Below are 24396 nucleotides of genomic sequence, written 5' to 3'. Positions count from 1 at the left end.
GATCGGGAGGTAGTTGTGAAGAAATCGGACCGAATTGCCCGCGAACTTGAACACACGGTTGTGAACGGTGTTGAAAATGCCAAGGACTGGGCGGCACCGCGGGTTGAAGCAGCTGTGAACTGGGCGGTTCCCCGCATCCAGCACGGAATCGACTCCGCTTCTCCGAAGCTTCAGGAAGGCCTGAAGTCGGCGGCGACCAACCTCGCCGACGGCGTTGCAACTGTCACGCCAAAGCTCCAAGAAGGCCTGGCGAACCTCGCACCAAAGATCCACGACGTCGTCGAGGACGCCTCACCCAAAATCCAGGAAGCCCTCAACAAGGCCACTCCGGCACTTGGCCACGCCCGTGACAAGGTTGTTGAGGAATACCTCCCCAAGCTCTCGGAGCAGCTCGGGCAGGCCTCCGTGGTTGTCCACCAAGCCCTTGAAAACGCACCCGCACAGGTGGACGCAGTCGCCCAGAAATTGGTTGACTCGGGAGTCGTTCACAACCTGCAGGAGCAGGCACAAGTCACAGCGGCCCAGCTGAAGGCCGCGGCCGAGGAAGCATCCAAGACAGTCTCGAAAGAACTCTCGAAGACCCGGAAGCCGAAAAAGCGCGGATTCCTGATCTTCACGGTCATCGCAGCAGCGGCCGCGGCCGGCGTCGCCGCGTGGCGGGCCAGCCGCCCGGTCGAGGACCCCTGGAAGACTCCCGCCCCGGTAACTCCATCGCCGACACGGGCCGCCGAGGCAGCCGAGAAGGCCGCCGACAAGGCCAAGGAAGCTGCCGACAAGCTGGCGGACAAGGTCGACGATCTGAAACTCAAGGTAGCCGACAAGGCTGAAACCGCCGCTGAGAAAGCAAAGCACGCTGTCGAAGACGCTACGGAGACCGCGGACAAGGTGGCGACCGATGCCAAGACGGCGGTAAAGAACATCGCCGCCAGCCTGCACAAGGACGAAGAGGCCAAGGAAGAGGCAGCCACGGAGGAAGCGGCCAAGGAAGAGGCAGCTATCGAGGAAGCCGGGAAACACGAGGCCTAGAATCAAGCCATAGTCGTTCCAGATTGAAGGGATTCCGGTTCGCCGGGATCCCTTCAATTGTTTGGCCACGTGTCACCGGGGGCTCCCTCAGGGGACACCGGCCTGATGTTAGATTTGTGGAGATGCTAGCCGACAGATCTTTCGCAGATGCAGCCACTAACGCAGCCGTCGCACCCGTGAAGCCGAGCGTTTCAATCGTCATTCCGGCATACAACGAGGAAAGCGTCATACGGCAGTGCCTGATCGCGGCCATCTACCAGTCTGTTCCTGCCGACGAGATCATCGTCGTGGACAACATGTCCACAGACCGGACGGCGCAGATCGTCCAGCAGATGCAGCAGGAATACCCGGAGAGCCCCATTATCCTCCTAAGCCAGGACGAGGCACAGGGACTCATCCCCACCCGTAACTTCGGCCTCAATAGGGCCACGTCGGATGTCCTGGGACGGATCGATGCCGACTCCGTTGTGGAACCGGACTGGGTCGAGCAGGTCCAAAAGGCCTTCGCCGATCCCTCGGTGCAGGCTGCCACGGGCCCGGTGGTCTACTACGACATGCCGATGCGCCGATTCGGCCTCAAGGCCGACGACAAAATGCGCCAGCTGATGCTTCGGCTGGCGAAGCACCAGTACCACTTCCTTTTCGGCTCCAACATGGCGCTGCGCCGTTCCGCCTGGGAAACCATCCGCGACGAAACCTGCCCGGATGAAAAGGACGAGATGCATGAGGACATCGATCTTTCGCTGCACCTTGCCGACCACGACCTCAGGGTGCAGTACTGGCCGCAGATGGTCTCGGGCATGTCAGCCCGCAGGCTCGAGGATTCCCCGCGAGACTACCGCTACTACGTGACCCGCTTCGACCGCACCTACAAGGCCCACAACGTCAAGAAAATGGCGTTGAAGGCGCCCATGGTGGTCTTCTTCTCCGTCTATTTCCCGGCCAAGCTGCTTCGCGCCATCCACACAGCCAATGCGAGCCAGAGCGTTCGCCGCGGCGGCCTGTAGCCCCGCTTAGTCAGCACCGAGTTCGGCGACTGTGCCTTCGCCGTCGCTCTTGCCGCGCCGCTGGCCGGCCACGACGACGGCGAGTCCAACCAGAATGAGGGCAAGTCCCGCATACGTGCCGGCCGGCAGGGTCTCATGCAGGAAGGCCGCTGCAAGAAGGGCAGCGCCCGGAATCTCCAGCAGGATGATCATGGACACCAGCAGAGGACTCATGGTGGCCAGGAGATGGTTGAAGGCGGTGTGTCCCACAAGTTGTGCACACACAGTGATGGCAAGGATCCCCAGCCAGCCGCCGGCGTCGAACCCTACAAGTGGCTGGCCGCCCGCCAGGGCCAGCACGGCGACGATGGCCGCACAGATCCCGTAGCAAAGCGTCGTGTACGTTCCGACGCCCATGCTCTGGCGGGCTTTGCCGCCGGCCAAGGTATACAGCCCGGCCAAGGCACCTCCCGCGACAGCCAGGAGGTCGCCAAGGATCGCCGTTCGGGACGTCCCCATATCGAAGCCCGTGATGGCCACGACGCCGCCCAGCGCAATACCCAAGCCCACCAGGACCGGCCAACGGTGCTTTGTGCCGCGGAGGAGCTGGAAGACGGCGATCCACGCAGACTGCAGGCACACCAGGGCCGTAGCGGCCGCCACCGAGGTGAGCTGGAGTGCGGTGATGAAGCACGCGAAGTGGAAGGCCAGCGCCACTGCTGCAACAGCGGACCACGTGAACTCGTTGCGTCTGACCTTGCGGAACCTGCGCGGCTCGCGGACCAGGATCGGTGAGGCCATGACGACGGCGGCGATTGCGTTACGCCAGAAGGCGATAGCCAATGCCGTGACGGACGTAGCGCCAAGCGTTCCTGCGATGAGGGGTCCGGAAGAGGCGACGCCGAGCACACCCAAGGCAGCAACAATGAAGTTCACGTTTCAACCTTAGTGGTGCGCCTTTCGTGGGTGATGACAGTGGCGGCCAGGGCGATGGTGAGGCCAATGACGGTCTCGAGCGCGCGCTGACCCAGGAGGGTGCCGATCGAGGCTGGCAGCATGAGATCGCCTAGCAGAAGGGCCATCGAGGTGAAGAAGACCAGGCCGATGCTGTAGTTGCGCCCGGTGGTCAGCTCGGTGCACGCCTGGAGCACGGCGATCAAGATGATCGCGGCATAGCTGCTGGGGTGGGCCGCCAGGACGAGGGCCGCGACGCCGAGGCCGGCGGCGGTGCCGATCACCCGCTGGGCAGCGCGCGTGAGGCGGGCATGCAGGTCAGGTGCCGACATGGGGACGGATGCCGTGACGAAGGTCCAGTAGGGGTGGCCGATGCCGCTGGTCGCGACGGCGAGGCCGGCGGCGGCGATACCGAGCAGATACCGGGCGGCGTGGCGGCCCACCGGTTCGGACGGGCGTAGGTCGCCCCACGACAGCCGGTACCGCACCGGGTTCCCGTCGTCCCCGCCTTCCGCGCCGTCGCCGCCGTCGCGGGCAGTGCGACCCGGGAGAGCGAGCAGCAGCGCGAAGACGGCCGCTCCAGCCGCAGCGAGGGCGGCTGCGGGCACCGTGTCCAGCGCGATCGGGACCGTGGCCGAGGCTGTGAGGGCGAAGACCGGGTTGAGGGCTCCGGCCGGATGCCATCGGCCCAGTTCGGCCAGTACTACTGCGACGCTGGCCCAGACGGCGGCCACCGGGACGAGCAGCCAGAGCCGGAACGGGACGGTCGCCACTAGCGCGCCGACGACGACGCCGACCACCAGCACCGCACCCGCCTGCGCCTGCATGGCCACGCGTACCCGGGCCGGCTCGTGTCGGCCGTACAGGGCGGTGAATGCACCGATCGCCGCGTACAGCAGCAGGTCATCGCGACCGAACGCCAAACAAGCCACCAGCGGCACGAAGATCGCCAGGCTTGCCCGCAGGGCCGTCCAATGCGCGCCGGCATGCGGGCCCAGGTCGAAGACTGCCGCCCACCAGGACCGAGTGGGGGTGGGCTGCGTCATTTTCGCCTTCCGAAGTGGTACAGAAATGAAGTACTTCAAGTTTACTACAGTTATGAACTACTATTCTGGTTGACCGAGGCGACGGCTACGGGGCTGCGGAGGAGCCGGATGGATCAGGACACGGACGGACTGCCCGCTCATGGCGACGTGGTGGACCGAATGCAGCGTGAGTGGGCCCGGCTGCGCCCGGACCTAAACTTCGCCAGCCTCGGGGTGATCCATCGCGTGCTGCGCGCTTCGCGCCTCATCCTCGAAGCCAGCGACGCCTTCCTCGCCAGCTACGGGCTCACCCGCGGCGAGCTGGATGTGCTGTCCGCGCTGCGCCGTTCGGGCGAACCGCTGAGCCCAACGACGCTGGCCCAGACGCTGCTTGCCCCGCGCTCCGCGATCACCATGCGGCTGAACGCCCTCCAGGCCCGGGGTCTGCTGAGCCGGACGGCCAACCCGGCGGACGGCCGCTCGTCCCTGCTCGTCCTCACAGACACCGGCACCGCGCTCGTGGACGAGGTGATTCCCGCCCAGCTCGCCTTCGAGGATGCCCTCCTCGCCGAAGCTCCGGCTTGGGCCGTCGAGGCCTTGGTTGATCCCCTGCGGGCACTGACCTCAATGTGGGAGCAAGGACGCGGCCACTAAAGCTGGCGACGCGGAAATTAGCTACCGACGCGATAATTCCCTGTCGACACCGGAATTCGCGTGTCGGTGGTCCACGAGCGCCGCGCAGAGAATTTTCCGCGTCGAACGGCGGGTACGGGAGCAGGACTATCTGCTGGTGGGCATCAGATCCGCTGTCCCATAAGCAACCCGGTTCTGCCAGTCCACGATCGTGACGCTTCGAACCTTGAACGCCGGAACCGGCGGCAACTGGAAGGACTGCGAACCGCCACCACCGGGTTTCAGGTTCGCACCAATGTCCATACCCTTCGGGTCGTCGACGACCATGTTCCCTGAGGGATCCTTGGACAACGCGCCCTCGTTGAGCACGACCTTCAAATCTTGGTCAGAGGAAACCGAGACGCCTTCCAAAGTCAGCGTTGCCCCGGCAGTGGTTCCCGTGATGCGAACGCTGCCGGTGGTCCTTGCCGCTTGGCTCACGAACTGCCCGGACAACGGAGCTCCCCATGACGCGGCAACCGAAGTCGGCGTCGGACTCGGATAGGGAATCGACACAGATGCCTCCGTGCTTCGGACCTCAGAACCGGCCGACGGCGCGACATAAGTACAGCCCGCCGTCATCACCGCGACGACAGCAGCGACAAGAATCCGGCCAACGGGGATGGCCTTGGCTTCTCGATGCGTCGGCATCAATATCCCCTTGCAAGAAGTCATCACGGATATCCGTTTCAGTGCGCGGGAGTACCGTCTGCACACCCCAATGCCGCCAACTTACCAGCAACCAGACAACCTTTGACCAGGTGCGAAGTCCGCCCACCTATTGCCCGATCCCTGGGTGGTGCGGTCGAGTAAGCGGACCAAAACGTCCACCATCGCGCCAAAATCCGCGACATACTGAGGAAAACAAAAGAGCCAGACGGTCTAGCCGCCTGGCTCTTCATTATTTCCTATGGTGGAGGCACGGGGACTCGAACCCCGAACCCCCTGCTTGCAAAGCAGGTGCGCTACCAATTGCGCCATGCCCCCATAAGAAGCAACCCGTCCATACTACCCTAGTTCTTTCGATGGTTTTCACCACTTCCGGACAGGGCGTCTCTCGCTAGTCAACCGTGTCGGTTGCCTTGCTCCAGACTGTCTTCTGGGCTTCGGATTCCTGCACTTTTTTGAAGAGCAGGACGCCTGCGATCGCAGCTGCAACTACCAGCAACTTCTTCACATGCACCCCGTTCCGGTTCAGTTTCCCGAACCATTAGCAAAACCTGTGCAGGTTCCGTGGGCGTACCAGGACTTGAACCTGGGACCTCTTCGTTATCAGCGAAGCGCTCTAACCGCCTGAGCTATACGCCCCGATACCTCTTCGGGCCGAGACACGACTTTACAGCACATCCCGGCCCGATCTCAAATCGAGGTATTTCCACCACTGTTTTCCAGCAATTTGCCTCAATTTCCGACGGCTTGGCCTAGTCGTCGGTGAGGGTCACTCCAATGCCGCCCACGAGAGTTGCAGCAATGTTATAAAGCACGGCGCTCAACATGGACAAAGCGGTGAGCAGCACAACATTCACCACGGCAATAATGGTGGCGAAGGAGGCTACTTGGCCGAGGGATGCGACCTTCTTGAGTTCGAAGCCCCCGCTTTCCGAGCCCGCCAGGGTACCAAGAAGGCTGTCCACCTGGTTGAAAATGCCGGTGAGGTCCAGAACGGTCCAAAGCACGATTGCGGCAATCACGGTCACGATGCCCAAGGCAACGGACAAGAGGAATGCCATTTTCAGGACAGACCACGGATCAACCTTGCTGACGAGCAAACGCGCGCGGCGGACCTTCGCCTTGGGTGCTGGCTTCACGAGCCCCGGGGTCCCTGCGGCGGGCCGCTGCTGGCCCTGCACTGGGCGCTGGCCGGGCACGGCGGGGCGCTGGCCGGCAGGACGCTGTGTGCCTGCGGGGCGCTGTCCAGGAACAGCGGGTCGCTGACCGGGAACCGCCGGTCGCTGGCCTGGAACCCTTTCCGCGCCGGTTCCTGCCGCACCCGGGCCGGATGCCGCAGGCCGCTGTTGGGGACGGGCCGGTGCGTCTACCCGTGGAGTAGCCGACGGCTGCCGCAATCCTCCAGGGACACCCGTACTCGGCTTGGGATATGAGTCCGAATTACTCACTCGTTACCTCCGGTATTGTCTTCGTTCAGCTCGACGCCGGACCCATTACCGGATCCTGCGGCCGATCCCGATTCGGCCGTCGCGGTCGCCTGATCGGCGCCGCCGTTTGCAGCCAACGTTACGTCATCGTCCGCCTCGGACGTTCCTCCGGCGGGATTTTCGACACTATTGACGCTTGATGCGTCGTCGGTGCCCTCATCGTCGTCGGACTCGTCAAGGCCGCGTTCGCTGTTGCGGGCCACCTCGATGATGCGGTCGTTCTTGTCAGGCTTCGCGAAGATAACGCCCATGGTGTCGCGGCCCTTGGCAGGGACGCCCGCGACGGCGGAACGGACAATCTTGCCGCCCTCCATGACCACCAGGACCTCGTCTTCTTCGTTGACGATCAGCGCACCGACAAGGTCGCCCCGCTCTTCCTGGAGCTTGGCCACCTTGATGCCAAGGCCGCCACGGCCCTGGAGCCGGTACTCCTCGACGGCGGTGCGCTTGGCGTAGCCGCCTTCGGTGACCACGAACACGAACGATCCGTCCTGCACGACGTCGGCCGCGAGGAGTTCGTCGTCTTCGCGGAACTTCATGCCGGTCACACCCGACGTGGCTCGACCCATGGGGCGCAGTGCCTCGTCGGTGGCCGTGAAGCGGATTGACTGGCCCTTGCGGGAGACCAGGAGGAGATCGTCGGTTTCGGACACAAGCTGCGCCGAGACGAGTTCGTCCCCGTCCCGAAGGTTGATGGCGATGACGCCGGCTGTTCGGTTGGTGTCGTAGTCTTCCAGGCGCGTCTTCTTCACAAGGCCGTTCTTGGTGGCGAGCACCAGGTACGGGGCTTGCTCATAGTCGCGCAAGTCAAGGACCTGGGCGATGTGCTCGTCCGGCTGGAAGGCCAGAAGGTTTGCCACGTGCTGTCCCTTGGCATCGCGGCCGGCCTCGGCAAGCTCGTACGCCTTCGCCCGGTACACGCGGCCCAGGTTGGTGAAGAACAGCAACCAGTGGTGGGTGGTTGTGACGAAGAAGTGCTCCACGACGTCGTCGCCACGAAGCTGGGCACCCTTGACGCCCTTGCCGCCCCGCTGCTGCGAGCGGTAGTTGTCGCTGCGGGTGCGCTTGACGTATCCGCCGCGGGTGATGGTGACCACCACTTCTTCCTCGGGGATGAGGTCTTCCATGGACATGTCACCGTCGAAGCCCATAAGGATGTGCGTCCGGCGCTCATCGCCGTGCTTGGCCACGATTTCGGCCAGTTCCTGGCTGATGATGTCGCGTTGGCGCTGCTCGGAGGCCAGGACCGCGTTGTATTCCGTGATCATGGCTTCGAGCTCGGCGTGCCGGTCCTGGATCTTCTGCCGTTCCAACGCGGCGAGCCGGCGGAGCTGCATGTCGAGGATGGCGCGGGCCTGGAGTTCGTCGATCTCCAGCAGTCCCATCAGGCCGTCACGGGCCGCCTCAGTGGTGTTGGAGGCGCGGATGAGTGCAATGACCTCGTCCAGCATGTCCAGCGCCTTCAGCAGAGCGCGCAGGATGTGCGCCTCTTCCTCGGCTTTGCGCAAGCGGTAGCGGGTCCGCCGGACAATGACGCTCATCTGGTGGGCCACCCAGTGCCGGATGAAGGCGTCCAGGCTCAGCGTACGCGGGACGCCGTCGACGATCGCCAGCATGTTGGCACCGAAATTGTCCTGCAGCTGGGTGTGCTTGTAGAGGTTGTTGAGCACAACCTTGGCCACGGCGTCGCGCTTGAGCACGATCACGAGCCGCTGGCCGGTACGGCCGGACGTCTCGTCGCGGAGGTCCGCGATGCCTTGGATCTTGCCGTCCTTGACCAGCTCGGCGATCTTGATGGCAAGGTTGTCCGGGTTTGCCTGGTACGGAAGTTCGGTGACCACCAGGCATGTGCGGCCCTGGAGTTCCTCGACATTCACCACCGCGCGCATCGTGATGGAGCCGCGTCCGGTCCGGTACGCGTCCTCGATGCCCTTGTGGCCGAGGATGGTGGCACCGGTCGGGAAGTCCGGACCTTTGATGCGCACGAGCAATGCCTCGAGCAGTTCTTCGCGGCTGGCCGAAGGGTTGGCCAGGTACCACTGCACGCCTTCGGCGACTTCGCGGAGGTTGTGCGGCGGGATATTGGTGGCCATGCCGACGGCGATGCCGGAGGAACCGTTGACCAGCAGGTTGGGGAAACGCGCCGGCAGGATGGTGGGTTCCTGGTTCTTGCCGTCGTAGTTGTCCTGGAAGTCGACGGTTTCCTCGTCGATGTCCCGGACCATCTCCATCGCCAGCGGCGCCATCTTGGTTTCGGTGTACCGCGGGGCAGCGGCGCCGTCGTTGCCCGGGGAACCGAAGTTGCCCTGGCCGAGGGCGAGCGGATAACGCATCGTCCAGTCCTGGATGAGGCGGACCAAGGCATCGTAAATCGCCGTGTCACCGTGCGGGTGGTACTGGCCCATGACCTCCCCCACAACACGGGCGCATTTGTTGAAGGAGCGGTCGGGGCGGTAGCCGCCGTCGAACATCGCGTAGAGAACGCGCCGGTGGACCGGCTTCAGGCCGTCGCGGACGTCCGGAAGCGCACGGCCAACGATCACGGCCATGGCGTAGTCCAGGTATGAACGCTGCATTTCGGTCTGCAGGTCCACCTGGTCCACGCGGTCGGTCAGCACGTCGCCCTCAAGCACGGGTTCCGGCAGGTCGGCCGACCCGGCGGGAACCTCAGGTGTTTCTTCACTCATGGTTTATGATTTCCGTTTCAGGTATATGTCAGTACTGGAATATTTCTAGGCTTTTGGCCTGTCTAGATATCCAGGAACCTGACGTCCTTGGCGTTCTGCTGAATGAAGTTCCGGCGCGATTCCACGTCCTCACCCATCAGTACTGAGAAGGTCTGGTCCGCCGCCAGGGCATCGTCCATGGTGACTTGCAGGAGCGTGCGGTGCTCCGGGTCCATCGTGGTGTCCCAGAGTTCGGTGTAGTCCATTTCGCCGAGGCCCTTGTAGCGCTGGATGCCGTTGTCCTTCGGGATCCGGTGGCCGGCGGCTTGGCCCGATGCCAGCTTGGCGTCACGTTCGCGGTCGCTGTAGACGTAGTCGTGAGGGGCGTTCGACCACTTGATGCGGTACAGCGGCGGCTGGGCCAGGTAGACGTAGCCGTTCTCAATCAGCGGACGCATGTAGCGGAACAGCAATGTCATCAGCAGCGTCGTGATGTGCTGGCCGTCCACGTCTGCATCGGCCATCAGCACGATCTTGTGGTAGCGCAGCTTGGAAATATCGAAGTCCTCGCCGATGCCCGTGCCGAAAGCCGTGATCATGGACTGGACTTCGTTGTTTCCAAGCGCCTTGTCCAGACGCGCCCGCTCGACGTTCAGGATCTTGCCGCGCAGCGGAAGGATGGCCTGGGTCTCGGGGTTGCGTCCGCGCTTGGCAGAGCCGCCGGCCGAGTCACCCTCCACGAGATAGACCTCGCAACGCGCGGGATCCTTTGAGGAACAGTCGGACAGCTTTCCCGGCATGCCGAAGGATTCCAGCGGGCTCTTGCGGCGCGCGTTGTCACGGGCCTTGCGGGCGGCCATGCGTGCTTGTGCCGCCTGGACAGCTTTGCGGATGACGTCGCGCGCGGGGCCCGGGTTCCGTTCCAACCAGTCGCCGAGCTGGTCGGTGACCACCCGTTGGACGAAGCCCTTGACCTCGGAGTTACCCAGTTTGGTCTTGGTCTGGCCCTCGAACTGCGGTTCCGACAACTTCACGGAGATGACGGCCGTGAGGCCCTCCCGGATGTCGTCACCTGTCAGGTTGTCATCCTTCTCCTTGATGATGCTCTTCTCACGCGCGTAGCGGTTGATGAGCGAGGTCATCGCCGCACGGAAACCTTCTTCGTGCGTGCCGCCCTCGTGCGTGTTGATGGTGTTGGCGTACGTGTGGACGCTCTCGGAATAGGCCGTGGTCCACTGCATGGCGGCCTCGACGGCGATGTGCCGCTCGGTGTCTTCGGTTTCGAAGGCAATGACGTCTTCGTGAACGACTTCTACCTTCTTGTTCGAGTTCAGGTGCTTCACATAGTCGAGCAGGCCGTCGTCGTACTGATAAACAACAGTGCGGTGTTCAGCGGCCACTTCGCCCTCAGTCGCGACAGCGTCCAGATCCAGGTCGTCGTCGCCTGCTCCTGCGACAGGACGCTCGTCCGTGAGGGTGATGCGGAGGCCCTTGTTGAGGAAGGCCATCTGCTGGAAGCGTGCGCGGAGGGTTTCGAAATCGAATTCGGTGGTCTCGAAGATGCTGCCGTCCGGGTAGAACGTCTGGGACGTTCCGGTCCGGTCCGTTGCCTCTCCCTTGACGAGTCCACCCTGCGGCTTGCCGCCATCGGCGAAACTCATCCGCCAAACGTGGCCCTGGCGGCGCACCTCGGTGTCTACCCGGCGCGAAAGGGCGTTAACGACGGAAATACCGACGCCGTGGAGGCCACCGGACACGGCATAGCCGCCGCCGCCGAACTTGCCGCCCGCGTGCAGGATGGTCATGACAACTTCGACAGTTGGCTTCTTCTCGGTCGGGTGCATGTCCACCGGGATGCCGCGGCCATCGTCCACGACCTTCACGCCACCGTCGGCCTGGAGAGTCACTTCAATGTGGGTGCAGTACCCGGCAAGAGCTTCATCCACCGAGTTGTCCACCACTTCGTACACCAAGTGGTGGAGGCCACGCGGGCCTGTGGATCCGATGTACATACCCGGGCGCTTGCGCACCGCTTCGAGACCTTCAAGAACGGTAATGTCGCTCGCACCGTACTCCTTGGATCCCGACGGCGTGTCCGGCTTATGGGCGTTCTCCTTCGCGGGATCTACTGCCAAGGTCTCTGCATTGTCGTTAGCCACAGGCGCTTTCGACTCCTCCGTGTTCGATGGTCGCCGGCCGTCACCGCACCAAAAAGCACGTCCGTCAGGACACACCACAGGGATACGGCAGCCGCCAACAAGGGACGCCACTGCTAACGCCGGCTACTTCGTCAATGGCGGATCCGCTTTTACAAGTACTGCCCAGCAGAGCCAAACGACGTTCACCGGCGCCCAGTTGTCTATCCCGATTCTATCGTGACTGGACGCAGTTCCTTGCAAAAACCGGACCTTATGCCCAGGAAAGTAGCTCTGGGAGGCCGCTGGCCCCATCTGCAAGCCGCCAAAACGGCACCCTCTAGGGGGCTGTACGCCCCGGGGAGGTTTCTGGCCCCTGTGCGCCTTTCAAGCAAATATCCAGATCGAGGCGCACTGGAAGTTACCCGTAGGTATCCCGGGGGCCTCGCCCATTGACGCTTCGGGCGCCCTTCCGCCAGCTCGGTGCGGTCGGCGCGAGGACCTGGATGGAAGTCACCACTCCGTCACCGAGTTCCTTTCGGAACATCTCCAGGAGGCTGGTGCTCAGGAGCCGGAGCTGCGTTGCCCATGCCGTGGAATCGCAGCGGACATGGAGCGTGGTATCGGTGAAGCTCTCCGGTGTGCAATGCGCGGAAATCTCCGGTCCCACCAGGGCATCCCATTCGGCCATCACGGAACCGACGGCCACTGGAGACGTCCAGCCGCGTTCAGCGACGAGCCTCCCGACGACTTTCCCCAAGCCAAGCGGATCCCGGCCGCTTCCATGGAATTGGCTGAAACCACGGGTGTCGCGGACACCCTTGCGTTGCGGAGCGGCGCCTGTCCGCGGGGCGGCCCGGCGGACTTCGCCTCGTGCGGCGGCCGCCTCGCGCATGCGGTTCAGAGCTGATTGGGCAGCGTCAATCTCGTCCGGGTCCCTGCCCGGCTGGCGTCCGCCCGGCCTATCCTTCTCCATCGATGCCTCCGGGAACAACCTTCACGCGCCGCCCCGCAAGTTCCTCGGGAATGTCGGCGTCGACGGCGGCCGTCACCAAAACCTGTTCGGCGCCGGCCACTATTGCGGCCAGTTTACGCCTGCGCTGCACGTCCAGTTCGGCGAACACATCATCGAGGATGAGTATCGGAGCAGAACCGCCGGTCCGGGTGTCATCGAGCATGACGTAGTAGGAGGCCAGCCGCAGGGAGAGGCACATGGACCATGTTTCGCCATGGGAGGCATAGCCCTTGGCTGGAGCTTGGCCAAGAACCAATTCGAGCTCGTCGCGGTGGGGTCCGACGAGGGAAATTCCACGCTCCAACTCCTTGCGGCGCGAAGCAGCGAAAGCCTGGACGTAGCGCTCGGTGAGCTGTTCCACGGACAATCCCCGGAGATCCTCAACCCCGTCCGGACCTTGAGCGGGCCGCTCGGAGGGACCGCCGTCGTCGTCCAATGCACCCTGGATGGTGGACCGGTAGACCGCGCTTGCTTCCTTCGATCCGTCCGTCAAAAGCGCGTACGCGCGTTTGAGGTGGGGTAGAAGCAGTTCGACGAGTTCAAGCCGTGCATGCAGGAGCTCGGCACCGGCCCGCGCCATATGCTGGTCCCACACATCCAAGGTTGCCTCGTGGGCCGCGGTGAATTTCCCGGTCCGGGCCGATTTCAACAGGGCGTTGCGCTGTTTGAGCACGCGGTCGTAGTCGCTGCGGGTGGCCGCGTGCGCTGGCAGGAGGCTGACCAGCAGTTCGTCCATGAAGCGCCGGCGGTTGGACGGATCACCCTTGACCAAGGCCAGGTCTTCCGGGGCGAAGAGCACTGTCTGGCAAATGCCCAGGATGTCGCGGGCGCGCACAGGGTTTCCGCGGTTGATCCGGCCACGGTTGGCTCGGCCGGCATTGATTTCGAGCTCGACCACCGTCGACTGCTCACCGCGGACAAGCTTCGCCCGGACCAAAGCACGCTCCGTGCCGAAGCGCAGGAGTGGTGCATCCGTACTGACGCGGTGTGAACTCAAGGTGGCCAAGTATCCGATGGCTTCCATGAGGTTCGTCTTACCGATGCCGTTGGACCCCACGAGGACCGTCACGCCGGGGCCCAGCTTGAGGTCAACCTGCGCGTAGCTGCGGAAATCGGTCAGCGAAAGATGCTCGAGATACACGCGTACTGCTGGTCGGCCGGGGCCTAGTTGGCCGGACGGGTGGCGTGTCCGCCAAACTGGTTGCGCAGCGCGGACACCATCTTCATGGCCGGTGAGCTGTCTTCCCGCGAGGAGAAGCGGGCGAACAGCGCGGCGGTGATGGCCGGCGCGGGGATCGCGTTGGCGATGGCTTCTTCAACGGTCCAGCGGCCTTCGCCCGAGTCCTCGACGTAGTCCCCGATGGAGGCCAGGCCCGGGTCCTCATCCAGGGCTTTGACCATGAGGTCCAGCAGCCAGGAGCGTACAACCGTGCCTTTTTGCCAAGCACGGAAGGTGCCGGGAAGGTCCTTGATGATGTCCTTGGCGGCGAGCAGCTCGTAGCCTTCGGCGTAGGCCTGCATCAGACCGTATTCGATGCCGTTGTGGACCATCTTCGCGTAGTGGCCTGCTCCGACGCCGCCCACGTGGACGAAGCTGTCGGCACGGTCACCTTCAGGACGGAGTGCGTCGAATACCGGCATGGCGAGTGCGATGTCTTCGTCCGAGCCGCCTGCCATGAGCCCGTAACCGTTCTGCAGGCCCCAGACACCGCCCGAAACACCGCAATCGGCGAAGCGGATGTCCTTGGAGGCCAGGAAAATGGAGTGTTTTTGGTCTTCGGTGAAGCGCGAGTTGCCGCCGTCGATCACCATGTCCCCGGCAGAAAGCTTTTCGCCGAGTTCGGTGATCACGGCATCGGTGATGGCGCCCGAGGGAACCATGACCCAGACCAGGCGCGGTGTTGGAAGGGCGGCAATCAGTTCGTCAATCGACGCGACGTCGGCGACGTCCTGATTTTGGTCGAAGCCAGTGACTTCGATTCCGCCGTTCCGCATGCGTTCACGCATGTTGAAACCCATTTTTCCAAGGCCGATTAGTCCGATGTGCACGGTGTGAACTCTTTTCTGCGTTGGTGTGGTTGGGCCCACGCCGCCAGGGTTCCCTGGCCGTGGGGGCCGCCGGCGACTAGTTGGGGAGGCGGACAGGCATCACGAGATAGCGGTAGTCGCCCTTGTCATCGCCGTCAGCGTCAACCTGGGCGGTAATCATGGCCGGTTTGGGCGCCGTGGTGAAGGAGAAGCGCACGAACTTGGTTTCGATCACGCTCAGGCCTTCCACCAGGTAATGCGGGTTGAAGGCCACTGTGATGTCTTCGCCGCTGAGCTGGGCTTCCAGTTCCTCGGAGGCCTGCGCGTCTTCGCCGGTACCGGCATCGAGGTTCAATTGGCCCTGCGTGAATGCCAAGCGAACAGGGGTGTTCCGTTCGGCAACCAGGGATACGCGGCGAACAGCTTCAACGAGTTCCTGGGTCTGGACCGTTGCATGGATCGGCGTGGAATCCGGGAACAAGGACCGGATCTTCGGATAGTCGCCGTCGACCAGCAAGGACGTGGTGGTGCGGCCGCCGCTTTCGAAGCCAATCAGGCGGCTTTCGTCATCTGCGAGTGCGAGATGGATGTCGCCGCTGCCGCCGAGGGTCTTGGCCACCTCGTTGAGCGTCTTGGATTTCACCAAGGCACTTGTGGAAATTCCCGGGGTGACGGGTTTCCACGGTACTTCCCGCATGGCGAGGCGGTAACGGTCGGTGGCGAGGAGGGTGATCATGTCATCCTCGATCTCCATCCGGACACCGGTGAGGATCGGCAGGGTGTCATCCCTGCTGGCCGCGATGATGACCTGCGAAACGGCTTGCGCGAAGGCGTCGCCGGGCAGGGTTCCGCTGATCGCGGGAAGTGCCGGAAGCGGGGGGTACTCGGATTCGGGCATGGTCGCGAGATGGAAGCTGCTTCGGCGGCATGTGAGCGTGACCTTGCTGCCGTCGGTTTCGATGTCGACGGGAGCAGAGGGGAGGCTGCGGCAAATATCGGCCAGGAGGCGGCCGGAAACCAAAATGGTCCCCTCTGTTGTGATGTCAGCCGGTATCTCCAGACGCGCGGAGGTCTCGTAGTCAAAGCTCGAAAGGCTGAGTGTTCCGGCTTCTGCTTTGAGCAGGAGGCCTGAGAGTACCGGTACGGGCGGCCGCGGAGACAAGGACCGGGCTGTCCATGTGACGGCTTCTGCCAAGACATCCCGCTCGACTCTGAACTTCACGGAAGGGTGCCGCCTTTCATTGCTGCTGCCAGTGTTCCACCGGAAACTCCGTGAGGAGTCCCTCAAATCGGCGCCCCGGAACCTGAAAGCTGCATGGTCCGCACTGAGCGAACTACAAGGCAGCGCCAAGGATGGACGCGATGCAGACAGCTTAGCCGGAACTTCGGGCATTAACCCATCCCCGGCCTTCCGGCTTGTGGTTCGAGGCAGCCGCGGGCTGCCTCGACGGTGGGAAGGAGGGAGATTGTTATTTGAGGGACTTCAATTTTTTGGGATTAGTAGTGTTAATAACCTCTGTGGAAACTGTGGATAACCGCCCCTGGTCCCGCAGTTCCGCGGTTAAGCCCTGTTCACGATGTGTGGGTGAGAGGGGTTTTAAACAGGGTGTGGACGTGGATAACCCCAAGGGCGGTTTTTAACGATCCACAGACGGCTTAAGGGTTTTAAGCCCATTAACCGCGCTTGTCCCCTTAAGTATCCACAGGCTTATCCACATGTGCCTGTTAATAAGGTATTAGTACTTGGCGGGAGCAGCCTCAGGAATCGCGTTGCTGCTGCTTGATGCGGTTGGTCAGCTCAGTGACCTGGTTGTAGATCGCGCGCCGCTCGGCCATCAGTTCGCGGATCTTCCGGTCCGCGTGGATCACCGTGGTGTGGTCCCGCCCGCCAAGCTCCTGACCGATCTTCGGCAGGGACATGTCGGTGAGCTCGCGGCACAGGTACATGGCGATCTGCCGCGCAGTCACCAATGTCCGCGTACGCGACTTGCTGCAAAGCTCGTCCATGCTGAGCTTGAAGTAATCGGCGGTCTGCTTCAGGATCTGCTCGGCCGTGATCTCTTGGGCGCCATCGTCGGTGATCAGGTCCTTCAGCACCATTTCGGCGAGGGCCACGTCCACGGGTTGGCGGTTGAGGCTGGCGAACGCAGTGACGCGGATCAGGGCGCCTTCAAGCTCACGGATGTTGCTGGAGATCTTGGAAGCGATGTACTCCAACGCGTCGTCGGGCGCGGACAGTCCCTCGCTCTGGGCCTTCTTGCGGAGGATCGCAATGCGGGTTTCGAGTTCCGGCGGCTGGATATCGGTCAGCAGGCCCCATTCGAAGCGGGACTTCATGCGGTCCTCGAAGCCGGCAAGTTGCTTGGGCGGGAGGTCCGAGGTGATGACCACTTGCTTGTTGTTGTTGTGCAGGGCGTTGAAGGTGTGGAAGAACTCCTCGAGCGTCCGGTCCTTGCCCGCCAGGAACTGGATGTCATCGATCAGGAGCACGTCGACGTTGCGGTAGGTGGTCTTGAAGCTGGCGCCTTCGTCGTCGCGGATGGAGTTGATGAAGTCGTTGGTGAACTCTTCGGAGTTCACGTAGCGCACCCGGATGCCGCCGTAGAGCCGGCGGGCATAGTGGCCGATCGCGTGCAGCAAGTGGGTCTTGCCGAGCCCGGAGTCACCGTAGATGAACAGGGGGTTGTAGGCCTTGGCCGGTGCTTCGGCCACCGCGACGGCGGCAGCGTGGGCGAAGCGGTTGGAGGAACCGATCACGAAGGTGTCAAAGACGTACTTCGGGTTGAGCCGGCCGAATTCGTGCGAAGTGCTCGGCGGGGTCGGCTGTGGCTTGGATTCGACAGCCAGGCCGTTCGGGGAAGAGAGTTCGACGGCGGGAGCCGGTTCTTCGTGGATGGGCACCAGATCCGTGTCCACGTCGATTGCACAACGGATGTCGTCGGAAAAGACGCTGCGGAGGGCGTCATCGAGGGCGTCCTTGACCTGCGTCTGGAGAACCTCGCGGGTCAGTTCGTTGGGCACGGCCACCAAAAGAGTGGAGCCGATCAGGCCCTGCGCCTGCGCGAGGATGACGAAACCACGCTGCCGGGGTGTGACGCGATCGTCTTGTTCCAGCAGGCTCAGCACCCTCCGCCAGGAACTTCCGACCGTGTTGGCGTGGTTGGCTTCGTCTACCGTCATCAATTGGTTTCCTCGAGTGCTTGCTTGCCTGGATTGGGCAGCCGAAGGTCCAAACCATGAGTGGATTCCGAACCGAATCCACAGGGTTATGCACAGTCCGTGGATAATCGGCTACTGAGACACTCTAGGGGATGGAAACTCCAGAAGATAGCTGGCAAGAAGCTTGTGGATAATTACACCGTTGTGGTTCTGGAACGGGGTCTGTGACCCGCTTCATCCACAGGCTCGCGCGCATACTTAGCCACAACTGGGGATAGCCGGCACCGCGGCTCCCGGTTTGACCTTGGGCGTCTTTTTGCCCTAACGTTGTGAAGTCCTATGTGTCCGATTTTCGACCACCCATGCCTCCGGTAGATCCGGTGTTGGGTGGCGGCGGATACTCAATAAACTTAGCGTCGGCCAGTTCTTCCCCTTTTGATCGGGTGGGCGCACCTTTGATCCACTGGAGTAACTAACGTGAGCAAGCGGACTTTTCAGCCGAATAACCGCCGTCGGGCCAAGAAGCACGGCTTCCGCCTTCGTATGCGCACCCGTGCCGGCCGCGCCATCCTGGCCGCCCGTCGTGGCAAGGGCCGCGCCGAACTGTCGGCGTAAATAACTGGCTCGTCGGTCAGTCTTCCAAGCGAGTCAATAGGTGCTGGCCACCCGTAACCGTCTGCGGACTTCTACCGACTTTTCAACAACTGTACGTTCCGGCGTCCGCAATGGACGCCGGAACTTAGTGTTATATACGGCACCTATCGGTGCCAGCGAACCTAGTCGCATCGGCTTCATCGTTTCCAAAGCTGTCGGGAACGCTGTCACCCGGAACCTCGTTAAGAGGAGACTGAGGGAAGCAGGTGCCCTGTCTTTGAAAAGGCATGGCACGGGCCTTGCAGTTGTGGTCCGGGCGTTGCCCGCGGCCGCGACGGCGAGCTGGGACCAGCTGCTGACCGATTACAACACCGCCTTGGCGGTGACCACGAAACGGCTCGGCGGATCCTCTCCGCGGGCTGTTTCGCCCACCCAGGGCACCACAACCGAAGGGACACCGCGTGCATGAGCTGAGCTCCGCCGTCGTCCGCTTCTTTAGAGCCGCTCCGAGGATCCTCGGAACTTTTCTGTGGGAGCTGCCGCGCAACGTCCTCATCATCTCCTTGAAGATGTATCGCAGGATCATCTCTCCCCTGTACGGCCCGGTATGCCGGTTCTTCCCATCCTGCTCGGCATATGCCCTCGAAGCGGTGACGGTACATGGTGCCGTCAAGGGAAGTTGGCTCGCAGTGCGGCGCCTCGCGCGTTGCCACCCTTGGAACGCCGGCGGCGTGGACCACGTCCCCGCCGGACACCGCCACTGGCCCGAAGGCCAGACGCCCACAATTGTTGTACTGAACAACCCGGACCAGTTCCTGGCTGTGTGGTCTGATGAAGACGGTCGCCGCACAGCGGCCTGAGGAAATAGGGAAAACGTATGGACATCTTTGGAACAATTCTGGCCCCGTTCAAGTGGCTAGTGTCCGCAATCATGCTGGGGTTCCACGACGGGCTGAGCTTCCTCGGCCTGCCGCCGGAAAACGGCTGGACCTGGACGCTGTCCATCATCGGCTTGGTGATGGTGATCCGGGCCGCCCTGATCCCTGTCTTCGTCAAGCAAATCAAGGCGCAGCGCGGCATGCAGCTGCTTCAGCCTGACCTGAAGAAGATGCAGGCGAAGTACAAGGGCAAGACGGACCAGCTCTCCCGCCAGGCTATGGCGCAGGAACAGATGGCGCTGTACAAGAAGCACGGCACCAACCCGTTTTCCGCCTGCTTGCCCATGCTGATCCAGATGCCGTTCTTCTTCGCGCTGTTCCAGGTGCTTTCCGGTGTCACCCAGGCCCGCCAGGCCGGCACAGGTATTGGAGCGCTCAGCCACGAGCAGGTGGTGCAGTTCGACGAATCCAGCATCTTCGGCGCTCCGCTTTCCGCGTCCCTGCTTCACGGGGGTGGCGGCGATCAGACCGTTGTGTGGATCCTCTCGATCGTGATGATCCTTGCCATGACGGCTTCGCAGTTCATCACGCAGAAGCAAATCATGGCCAAGAATATGTCCGAAGAGGCCATGGCCAGCCCGTTCATGCGCCAGCAGAAGATGATGCTCTACATCCTGCCGCTCGTCTTCGGCGTCGGTGGCATCAACTTCCCGATCGGTGTTCTCATCTACTGGACCACAACCAACCTGTGGACCATGGGCCAGCAGTTCTTTGTCATCCGCCGCATGCCGACGCCGGGTTCCCCGGCAGCGAAGGCACTCGCTGAGCGCCGCGCCGCCAAGGGCCTTCCCTCCCAGCCCCTCCTGGGAGCTAAGAAGGACGCAGACGTCGCCGCCGAGGTGGCCGCCGTGGAGGTCAAGGCACAGCAGCGCATCCAGCCACAACGTAAGAACAGGAAGAAGAAGTAATGTCTGTTGAAAGCACCGAAGAGGCAACGGCCGCTGCTGCCGCAGGACTGGCGGATGCCGCTGACGAGACTTACGAATCTGGCGCCCCGGCCGGTAAGGGCAGTTCCGTGAGCCGCCTCGAGGAAGAGGGCGACGTCGCCGCGGACTACCTTGAGGAGCTCCTCGACATTGCCGACATCGACGGCGACATCGATATCGAGATCCGCAACGGCCGCACTTACATCTCGATCGCGGCCGAAGACAATTCCGAAGGACTTGAGAGCCTGGTAGGCCGTGACGGCGAGGTACTCGAAGCCCTGCAGGAGCTCACCCGCCTGTCCGTGCTTTCGGCGACCGAGAACCGCTCCCGCCTGGTGCTCGACATCAACGGATACCGCAAGGAACGCGCCGGCGATCTGCAGCAGATTGCCGAAGACGCCGTGGCTAAGGTCAAAGAGACCGGCGCGCCTGTGGCACTTGAACCCATGAGCGCGTACGAACGGAAGATCGTACACGACGCTGTTGCGGACCTCGGCTTCGTCTCCGAGTCCGAGGGCGAAGGCGCCGGCCGCCACATCGTAGTTTCAAACGACTAGCGGATCATGGTTGACATCACGGCAGCCGAACTTCAGGCGGCAGAGAAGATTTTCGGTGACCGGCTTGGCCTCGCCCAGCGGTACGTGGAACATCTTGCGACCTCCGGAACCGAGCGCGGCCTGATTGGTCCGCGCGAGGTTCCCCGCCTGTGGAGCCGGCACGTTCTCAATTGCGCCGTCATCGAATCCGCGATTGCCCACGGAAGCCACGTTGCCGACGTCGGTTCCGGTGCGGGGCTTCCCGGCTTGTGCTTGGCGATCGCACGCCCCGATCTTGAACTCACGCTGATCGAGCCCCTTGAGCGGCGTGTCATCTGGCTCCAGGAAGTCGTTGACGATCTCGGGCTCGCCAACGTGACGGTCATGCGCACGCGGGCCGAGTTGGCAGTGGGAATGGTCGACGCCGACGTCGTCACCGCCAGGGCGGTCTCTGCGCTGACTAAGCTGGCAGGCTTGACCATCCCCTTGCTTAACGGCAAGGGTGAAGTGGTTGCGATCAAGGGCCGAAGCGCGGCCGAGGAGATTGAGCAAGCCGCAAAAGTGATCCGCAAGCTCGGAGGTGTGGAGACATCCGTCCTGGTTTGCGGGCAGGAACTCCTGGAAGAACCCACCACAGTGGTAAGGATCGTCGTTAACAAACAGCCGAAGATCGCTTAGCTTCGGCGCTGTGTCCCGCGTGTCCGCAACTGAGCGGTTAAGCTAGAGAACGGCAGCTAGAGCCGAATGAGAGTGAGAGTGTGACAGTGGGCAGTAGCGAAACCTCCACCCAGCGGATCCCGCCCTTTGTTTCCTTGGGATCGGCACGGGCCATGGCTGCACCCTCGGCGTCCTTCGAATCTGCGTTGATGCGCACGAATTCGGTTGCGAACGCTGCTGTTTCACGTGAAACGGTGATCGACGGACACGACAACGTGATGGACTCCATCGACGACTCGAGCCCGATCGCGCGCCAGCTCGCCAACGAGACCCGGCGGCGCGAGCGTCTGGTGGGCCGAGAGCTTCCGAAGCCGGAGAAGACCCGGATTTTCACCGTCTCCAATCAAAAAGGCGGGGTCGGAAAGACCACCACCACGGTGAATATTGCGGCTGCCCTCGCTTCAGCCGGACTCAATGTCCTGGTCATCGACATCGATCCCCAGGGAAATGCGTCTACGGCGCTGGGTATCGAGCACCATGCCGACGTCGACAGCATTTACGACGTGCTGATCAACGATCTTCCACTTGGTGACGTTGTGGCTCCTTGCCCCGATATTCCCAATCTCCTCTGCGCTCCCGCCACCATTCACCTGGCGGGCGCTGAAATTGAGCTGGTCTCCCTCGTGGCACGCGAGCAGCGACTGCGTCGCGCAATCGATGTCTATTCGCAGGAACGCGCAAAGGCCGGAGAAGGCCGCCTGGACTACATCTTCATCGATTGCCCTCCGAGTTTGGGCCTGCTGACCGTCAACGCCTTCTGCGCGGCCAGCGAGGTACTCATCCCTATCCAGTGTGAGTACTACGCTTTGGAAGGGCTGAGCCAGCTTCTCAAGAACATCGAGATGATCCAGAAGCACCTCAATGCCGAGCTGGTCGTTTCCACGATTCTTCTCACCATGTACGACGGCCGGACGAACCTCGCAGCACAGGTGGCGTCCGAGGTCCGTCAACATTTCCCGAACCAGGTTCTCGGGGCAGTGGTTCCCCGCTCTGTGCGCATCTCGGAGGCTCCGAGCTACCAACAGACGGTGATGACCTATGATCCGTCTTCCAGCGGCGCGTTGTCCTACATGGAAGCCGCCGCGGAAATCGCCGAGCGCTAGACTTCCTTAACCACTGCAATATCCTTGGCGGGCTCCATTCTTGCCATTCCACCGGAGGGACATACTAATGAGCGAAAAGCGGCGAGGCCTGGGTAGGGGTCTTGGGGCTCTCATTCCCAGCTCCGCTTCGGCCGGCGCATCGGGCACCAGCGCTCCGACGTCCCGCCCTGTGGATCTTTTCTTTCCTGAGGCCCGCAAGGCCCCGGAAACCCTGGATACGCCTGAGGTCCCAGAAACCGAGGTAGCGAAGAGCTCTCCCTCACGCGGATCCTCGTCGAGGGGTTCGACGGCGGAAAAGGCCCCCGCTGCGAAGTCACCGGCCGCGAAGGCCAGCCAGGATGAGGACTCGTCCGTATCTGTGCCGGCTGCGGCCAATGCCGAAGTTTCGCGGGACATCGTTCCTGAGTCGGCCGTCCCAGCAGCGTCCGAGGTCCAGCTGGTGGAGGTTCCCGGGGCCCGCTTCGCCGAAATTCCGGTCGGGGACATTCATCCCAACCGCAAGCAGCCGCGCAGCGTCTTCGATGAGGACGACATGGCGGAGCTGGTTCACTCTGTCAAAGAAATAGGCGTCCTCCAGCCAATTGTGGTGCGTACTTCAACCGAAAAGGGTGGAGAACCGTACGAATTGGTGATGGGCGAGCGTCGGTGGAGGGCCGTACAGGCTGCCGGCCTTGAAACCATCCCGGCGATTGTCCGTGATACCAGTGATGACGACCTTTTGCGCGATGCCCTTCTGGAGAACCTGCATCGAAGCCAACTGAATCCTTTGGAAGAAGCAGCCGCGTATCAGCAGCTGCTGGAAGACTTCGGCACTACGCATGAGCAGCTGGCCGATCGGATCGGACGCTCGCGTCCTCAGGTGTCCAACACGCTCCGTCTCCTCAAGCTCCCTCCCTTGGTGCAGCGGCGCGTAGCAGCCAATGTGCTCTCGGCCGGCCACGCTCGCGCGCTGCTCGCGCTCCCCGATGCAGCTGCGATGGAGCGTCTTGCGCAGAAGGTTGTCGCCGAAGGCATGTCCGTGCGGGCTACTGAGGAAGCAGTGGCGTTGTACCAGGATCCGGCTGTACCGCCCAAGAACAGTATTCCGCGTCCCAATGCGCGCCATGAGCGCCTCGACTATCTTGCGTCTTCTCTTTCTGACCGGCTCGACACCAACGTGAAAATCACGCTGGGCGCTCGAAAGGGCAGGGTTAGCATCGAGTTTGCAAGCGTTGAGGATCTCAACCGCATCATGGATGTTCTGGCGCCTGGAGACGAAGGCTAGTTGCTCGATCTTTGCGGAGAGGGGCTTGTTTCTTAGGAAACGAGCCCCTTTTCGATTTAAGTGCGGCGGCGTGGCAAGGGAGGCGGGGCGGCCAGGATGGTGGCGTGGCAAGGACTGTGGCGTGGCCAGACGGCAGCGCGGCAAGGACGGAATTGAGCGATTTATTCTGCGACGTTGCAATCATTCGGCCGCTACGATTGCACTGTTGGTTTGATGCCTTGAACCGCTAGGTGTTTGGCGGATCGGACGCTGTTTCACGTGAAACGGGCCTACCATTTGCGTGAAAGCAGCATCGATCCCTTCTCCTGCACGTGCTGCGTGATGGCCTTAGGTGCGAGTCGTCTCGGATCTGGCTACGTACGTTTCACGTGAAACTATGGTGTGTCGCGCTCTTCCACTTTTGCTTGTCCGATCTTCCGGTATACGGAAGTTGAGGCATCGCATTCAGAGGCGGAAATGCCTCTGATCGCCCATCCCCTTCGCAGCTGATCGCTGT

General features: G+C 62.5%; 23 protein-coding genes and 2 tRNA genes. 11 read left to right on the top strand and 14 right to left on the bottom strand.

Annotation, left to right across the window (positions count from 1 at the left end):
* The first annotated feature begins 15 nt into the window (after positions 1-15).
* Positions 16-1026, top strand: coding sequence for a hypothetical protein (locus tag L0B83_RS08140; RefSeq protein ID WP_234757903.1), 1011 nt, complete (start codon positions 16-18; stop codon positions 1024-1026).
* Positions 1027-1148: 122 nt separating this feature from the next.
* Complete coding sequence (locus L0B83_RS08135) at positions 1149-2033, top strand: glycosyltransferase family 2 protein (protein WP_234757902.1); 885 nt, start codon at positions 1149-1151, stop codon at positions 2031-2033.
* 6 nt (positions 2034-2039) lie between these two features.
* Here the strand turns inward: L0B83_RS08135 and L0B83_RS08130 are convergent, their stop codons facing one another.
* Both L0B83_RS08130 and L0B83_RS08125 read right to left on the bottom strand, forming a co-directional pair.
* Entirely contained in the window at positions 2040-2948 is a 909-nt protein-coding gene (locus tag L0B83_RS08130) for a DMT family transporter (RefSeq protein WP_234757901.1), read from the bottom strand.
* On the bottom strand, positions 2945-4012 hold the full coding sequence (locus L0B83_RS08125; RefSeq protein ID WP_234757900.1) for an FUSC family protein: 1068 nt from the start codon (positions 4010-4012) through the stop codon (positions 2945-2947). Before L0B83_RS08125 ends, L0B83_RS08130 begins: the two co-directional genes overlap by 4 nt.
* A gap of 108 nt (positions 4013-4120) precedes the next feature.
* Between L0B83_RS08125 and L0B83_RS08120 the strand changes: the two genes are divergently transcribed.
* Entirely contained in the window at positions 4121-4645 is a 525-nt protein-coding gene (locus tag L0B83_RS08120) for a MarR family winged helix-turn-helix transcriptional regulator (protein ID WP_234757899.1), read from the top strand.
* Positions 4646-4771: 126 nt separating this feature from the next.
* Here L0B83_RS08120 and L0B83_RS08115 read toward each other — a convergent pair whose 3' ends face one another.
* From L0B83_RS08115 to dnaA, 12 genes are all read right to left on the bottom strand, one after another.
* Positions 4772-5314, bottom strand: a complete 543-nt coding sequence (locus L0B83_RS08115; RefSeq protein WP_234757898.1) for a DM13 domain-containing protein — start codon at positions 5312-5314, stop codon at positions 4772-4774.
* 260 nt (positions 5315-5574) lie between these two features.
* A tRNA-Ala gene (locus tag L0B83_RS08110) sits at positions 5575-5650 on the bottom strand.
* A gap of 73 nt (positions 5651-5723) precedes the next feature.
* Positions 5724-5840 (bottom strand): DLW-39 family protein, encoded by a 117-nt coding sequence (locus L0B83_RS08105; RefSeq protein WP_234757897.1) that lies wholly within the window; start codon positions 5838-5840, stop codon positions 5724-5726.
* 57 nt (positions 5841-5897) lie between these two features.
* A tRNA-Ile gene (locus L0B83_RS08100) sits at positions 5898-5971 on the bottom strand.
* Between the two features lie 113 nt (positions 5972-6084).
* Positions 6085-6780, bottom strand: a complete 696-nt coding sequence (locus L0B83_RS08095) for a DUF3566 domain-containing protein (protein ID WP_234757896.1) — start codon at positions 6778-6780, stop codon at positions 6085-6087.
* Positions 6777-9506 (bottom strand): DNA gyrase subunit A, encoded by a 2730-nt coding sequence (gyrA, locus tag L0B83_RS08090; protein ID WP_234757895.1) that lies wholly within the window; start codon positions 9504-9506, stop codon positions 6777-6779. The genes L0B83_RS08095 and gyrA overlap by 4 nt, the downstream gene beginning before the upstream one ends.
* Before the next feature lie 62 nt (positions 9507-9568).
* Complete coding sequence (gene gyrB, locus L0B83_RS08085) at positions 9569-11644, bottom strand: DNA topoisomerase (ATP-hydrolyzing) subunit B (protein WP_308193966.1); 2076 nt, start codon at positions 11642-11644, stop codon at positions 9569-9571.
* A gap of 397 nt (positions 11645-12041) precedes the next feature.
* A complete protein-coding gene (locus L0B83_RS08080) occupies positions 12042-12596 on the bottom strand; it encodes a DciA family protein (RefSeq protein ID WP_234757894.1) in 555 nt (184 codons plus the stop codon).
* Positions 12583-13776, bottom strand: a complete 1194-nt coding sequence (gene recF, locus L0B83_RS08075) for a DNA replication/repair protein RecF (RefSeq protein ID WP_234757893.1) — start codon at positions 13774-13776, stop codon at positions 12583-12585. Before recF ends, L0B83_RS08080 begins: the two co-directional genes overlap by 14 nt.
* Before the next feature lie 23 nt (positions 13777-13799).
* Complete coding sequence (gene gnd, locus L0B83_RS08070) at positions 13800-14684, bottom strand: phosphogluconate dehydrogenase (NAD(+)-dependent, decarboxylating) (protein ID WP_234757892.1); 885 nt, start codon at positions 14682-14684, stop codon at positions 13800-13802.
* Positions 14685-14760: 76 nt separating this feature from the next.
* Complete coding sequence (dnaN, locus tag L0B83_RS08065; RefSeq protein WP_234757891.1) at positions 14761-15885, bottom strand: DNA polymerase III subunit beta; 1125 nt, start codon at positions 15883-15885, stop codon at positions 14761-14763.
* Positions 15886-16421: 536 nt separating this feature from the next.
* Positions 16422-17843: a chromosomal replication initiator protein DnaA gene (dnaA, locus tag L0B83_RS08060; RefSeq protein WP_234757890.1), complete on the bottom strand. Its 1422-nt coding sequence runs from the start codon at positions 17841-17843 to the stop codon at positions 16422-16424.
* Between the two features lie 456 nt (positions 17844-18299).
* Here dnaA and rpmH point away from each other — a divergent pair, with 456 nt between their 5' ends.
* The 8 genes from rpmH (at position 18300) to L0B83_RS08020 (ending at position 23900) form a co-directional block, all read left to right on the top strand.
* Positions 18300-18437, top strand: coding sequence for a 50S ribosomal protein L34 (rpmH, locus tag L0B83_RS08055; RefSeq protein WP_113716382.1), 138 nt, complete (start codon positions 18300-18302; stop codon positions 18435-18437).
* A gap of 40 nt (positions 18438-18477) precedes the next feature.
* Positions 18478-18885 (top strand): ribonuclease P protein component, encoded by a 408-nt coding sequence (gene rnpA / locus L0B83_RS08050; RefSeq protein WP_234757889.1) that lies wholly within the window; start codon positions 18478-18480, stop codon positions 18883-18885.
* On the top strand, positions 18878-19276 hold the full coding sequence (gene yidD, locus L0B83_RS08045; protein WP_372461172.1) for a membrane protein insertion efficiency factor YidD: 399 nt from the start codon (positions 18878-18880) through the stop codon (positions 19274-19276). The genes rnpA and yidD overlap by 8 nt, the downstream gene beginning before the upstream one ends.
* Positions 19277-19293: 17 nt before the next feature.
* Positions 19294-20262, top strand: coding sequence for a membrane protein insertase YidC (gene yidC, locus L0B83_RS08040; protein WP_234757888.1), 969 nt, complete (start codon positions 19294-19296; stop codon positions 20260-20262).
* Positions 20262-20837, top strand: coding sequence for a Jag family protein (locus L0B83_RS08035; protein WP_234757887.1), 576 nt, complete (start codon positions 20262-20264; stop codon positions 20835-20837). The genes yidC and L0B83_RS08035 overlap by 1 nt, the downstream gene beginning before the upstream one ends.
* 6 nt (positions 20838-20843) lie before the next feature.
* Positions 20844-21494 (top strand): 16S rRNA (guanine(527)-N(7))-methyltransferase RsmG, encoded by a 651-nt coding sequence (gene rsmG, locus L0B83_RS08030; RefSeq protein ID WP_234757886.1) that lies wholly within the window; start codon positions 20844-20846, stop codon positions 21492-21494.
* An 86-nt stretch (positions 21495-21580) separates the two neighbouring features.
* Positions 21581-22636: a ParA family protein gene (locus tag L0B83_RS08025; RefSeq protein WP_234757885.1), complete on the top strand. Its 1056-nt coding sequence runs from the start codon at positions 21581-21583 to the stop codon at positions 22634-22636.
* A 67-nt stretch (positions 22637-22703) separates the two neighbouring features.
* Positions 22704-23900 (top strand): ParB/RepB/Spo0J family partition protein, encoded by a 1197-nt coding sequence (locus L0B83_RS08020; RefSeq protein ID WP_234757884.1) that lies wholly within the window; start codon positions 22704-22706, stop codon positions 23898-23900.
* The last annotated feature ends 496 nt before the right edge of the window (positions 23901-24396 follow it).

The organism is Arthrobacter alkaliphilus, from assembly GCF_021483235.1.
GTDB classification, from domain to species: domain Bacteria; phylum Actinomycetota; class Actinomycetes; order Actinomycetales; family Micrococcaceae; genus Arthrobacter; species Arthrobacter alkaliphilus.
The sequence above is the reverse complement of the archived record's forward strand: the minus strand, read 5'-3'. Positions and strand labels throughout refer to the sequence as shown.

Coding starts and splice junctions, on each gene's coding strand:
- dnaA (WP_234757890.1), bottom strand. CDS start 17,843: ATGACGGTAGACGAAGCCAACCACGCCAACACGGTCGGAAGTTCCTGG.
- L0B83_RS08020 (WP_234757884.1), top strand. CDS start 22,704: ATGAGCGAAAAGCGGCGAGGCCTGGGTAGGGGTCTTGGGGCTCTCATT.
- gyrA (WP_234757895.1), bottom strand. CDS start 9,506: ATGAGTGAAGAAACACCTGAGGTTCCCGCCGGGTCGGCCGACCTGCCG.
- L0B83_RS08115 (WP_234757898.1), bottom strand. CDS start 5,314: ATGCCGACGCATCGAGAAGCCAAGGCCATCCCCGTTGGCCGGATTCTT.
- rsmG (WP_234757886.1), top strand. CDS start 20,844: ATGGTTGACATCACGGCAGCCGAACTTCAGGCGGCAGAGAAGATTTTC.
- L0B83_RS08035 (WP_234757887.1), top strand. CDS start 20,262: ATGTCTGTTGAAAGCACCGAAGAGGCAACGGCCGCTGCTGCCGCAGGA.
- yidC (WP_234757888.1), top strand. CDS start 19,294: ATGGACATCTTTGGAACAATTCTGGCCCCGTTCAAGTGGCTAGTGTCC.
- L0B83_RS08080 (WP_234757894.1), bottom strand. CDS start 12,596: ATGGAGAAGGATAGGCCGGGCGGACGCCAGCCGGGCAGGGACCCGGAC.
- L0B83_RS08125 (WP_234757900.1), bottom strand. CDS start 4,012: ATGACGCAGCCCACCCCCACTCGGTCCTGGTGGGCGGCAGTCTTCGAC.
- L0B83_RS08135 (WP_234757902.1), top strand. CDS start 1,149: ATGCTAGCCGACAGATCTTTCGCAGATGCAGCCACTAACGCAGCCGTC.
- L0B83_RS08120 (WP_234757899.1), top strand. CDS start 4,121: ATGGATCAGGACACGGACGGACTGCCCGCTCATGGCGACGTGGTGGAC.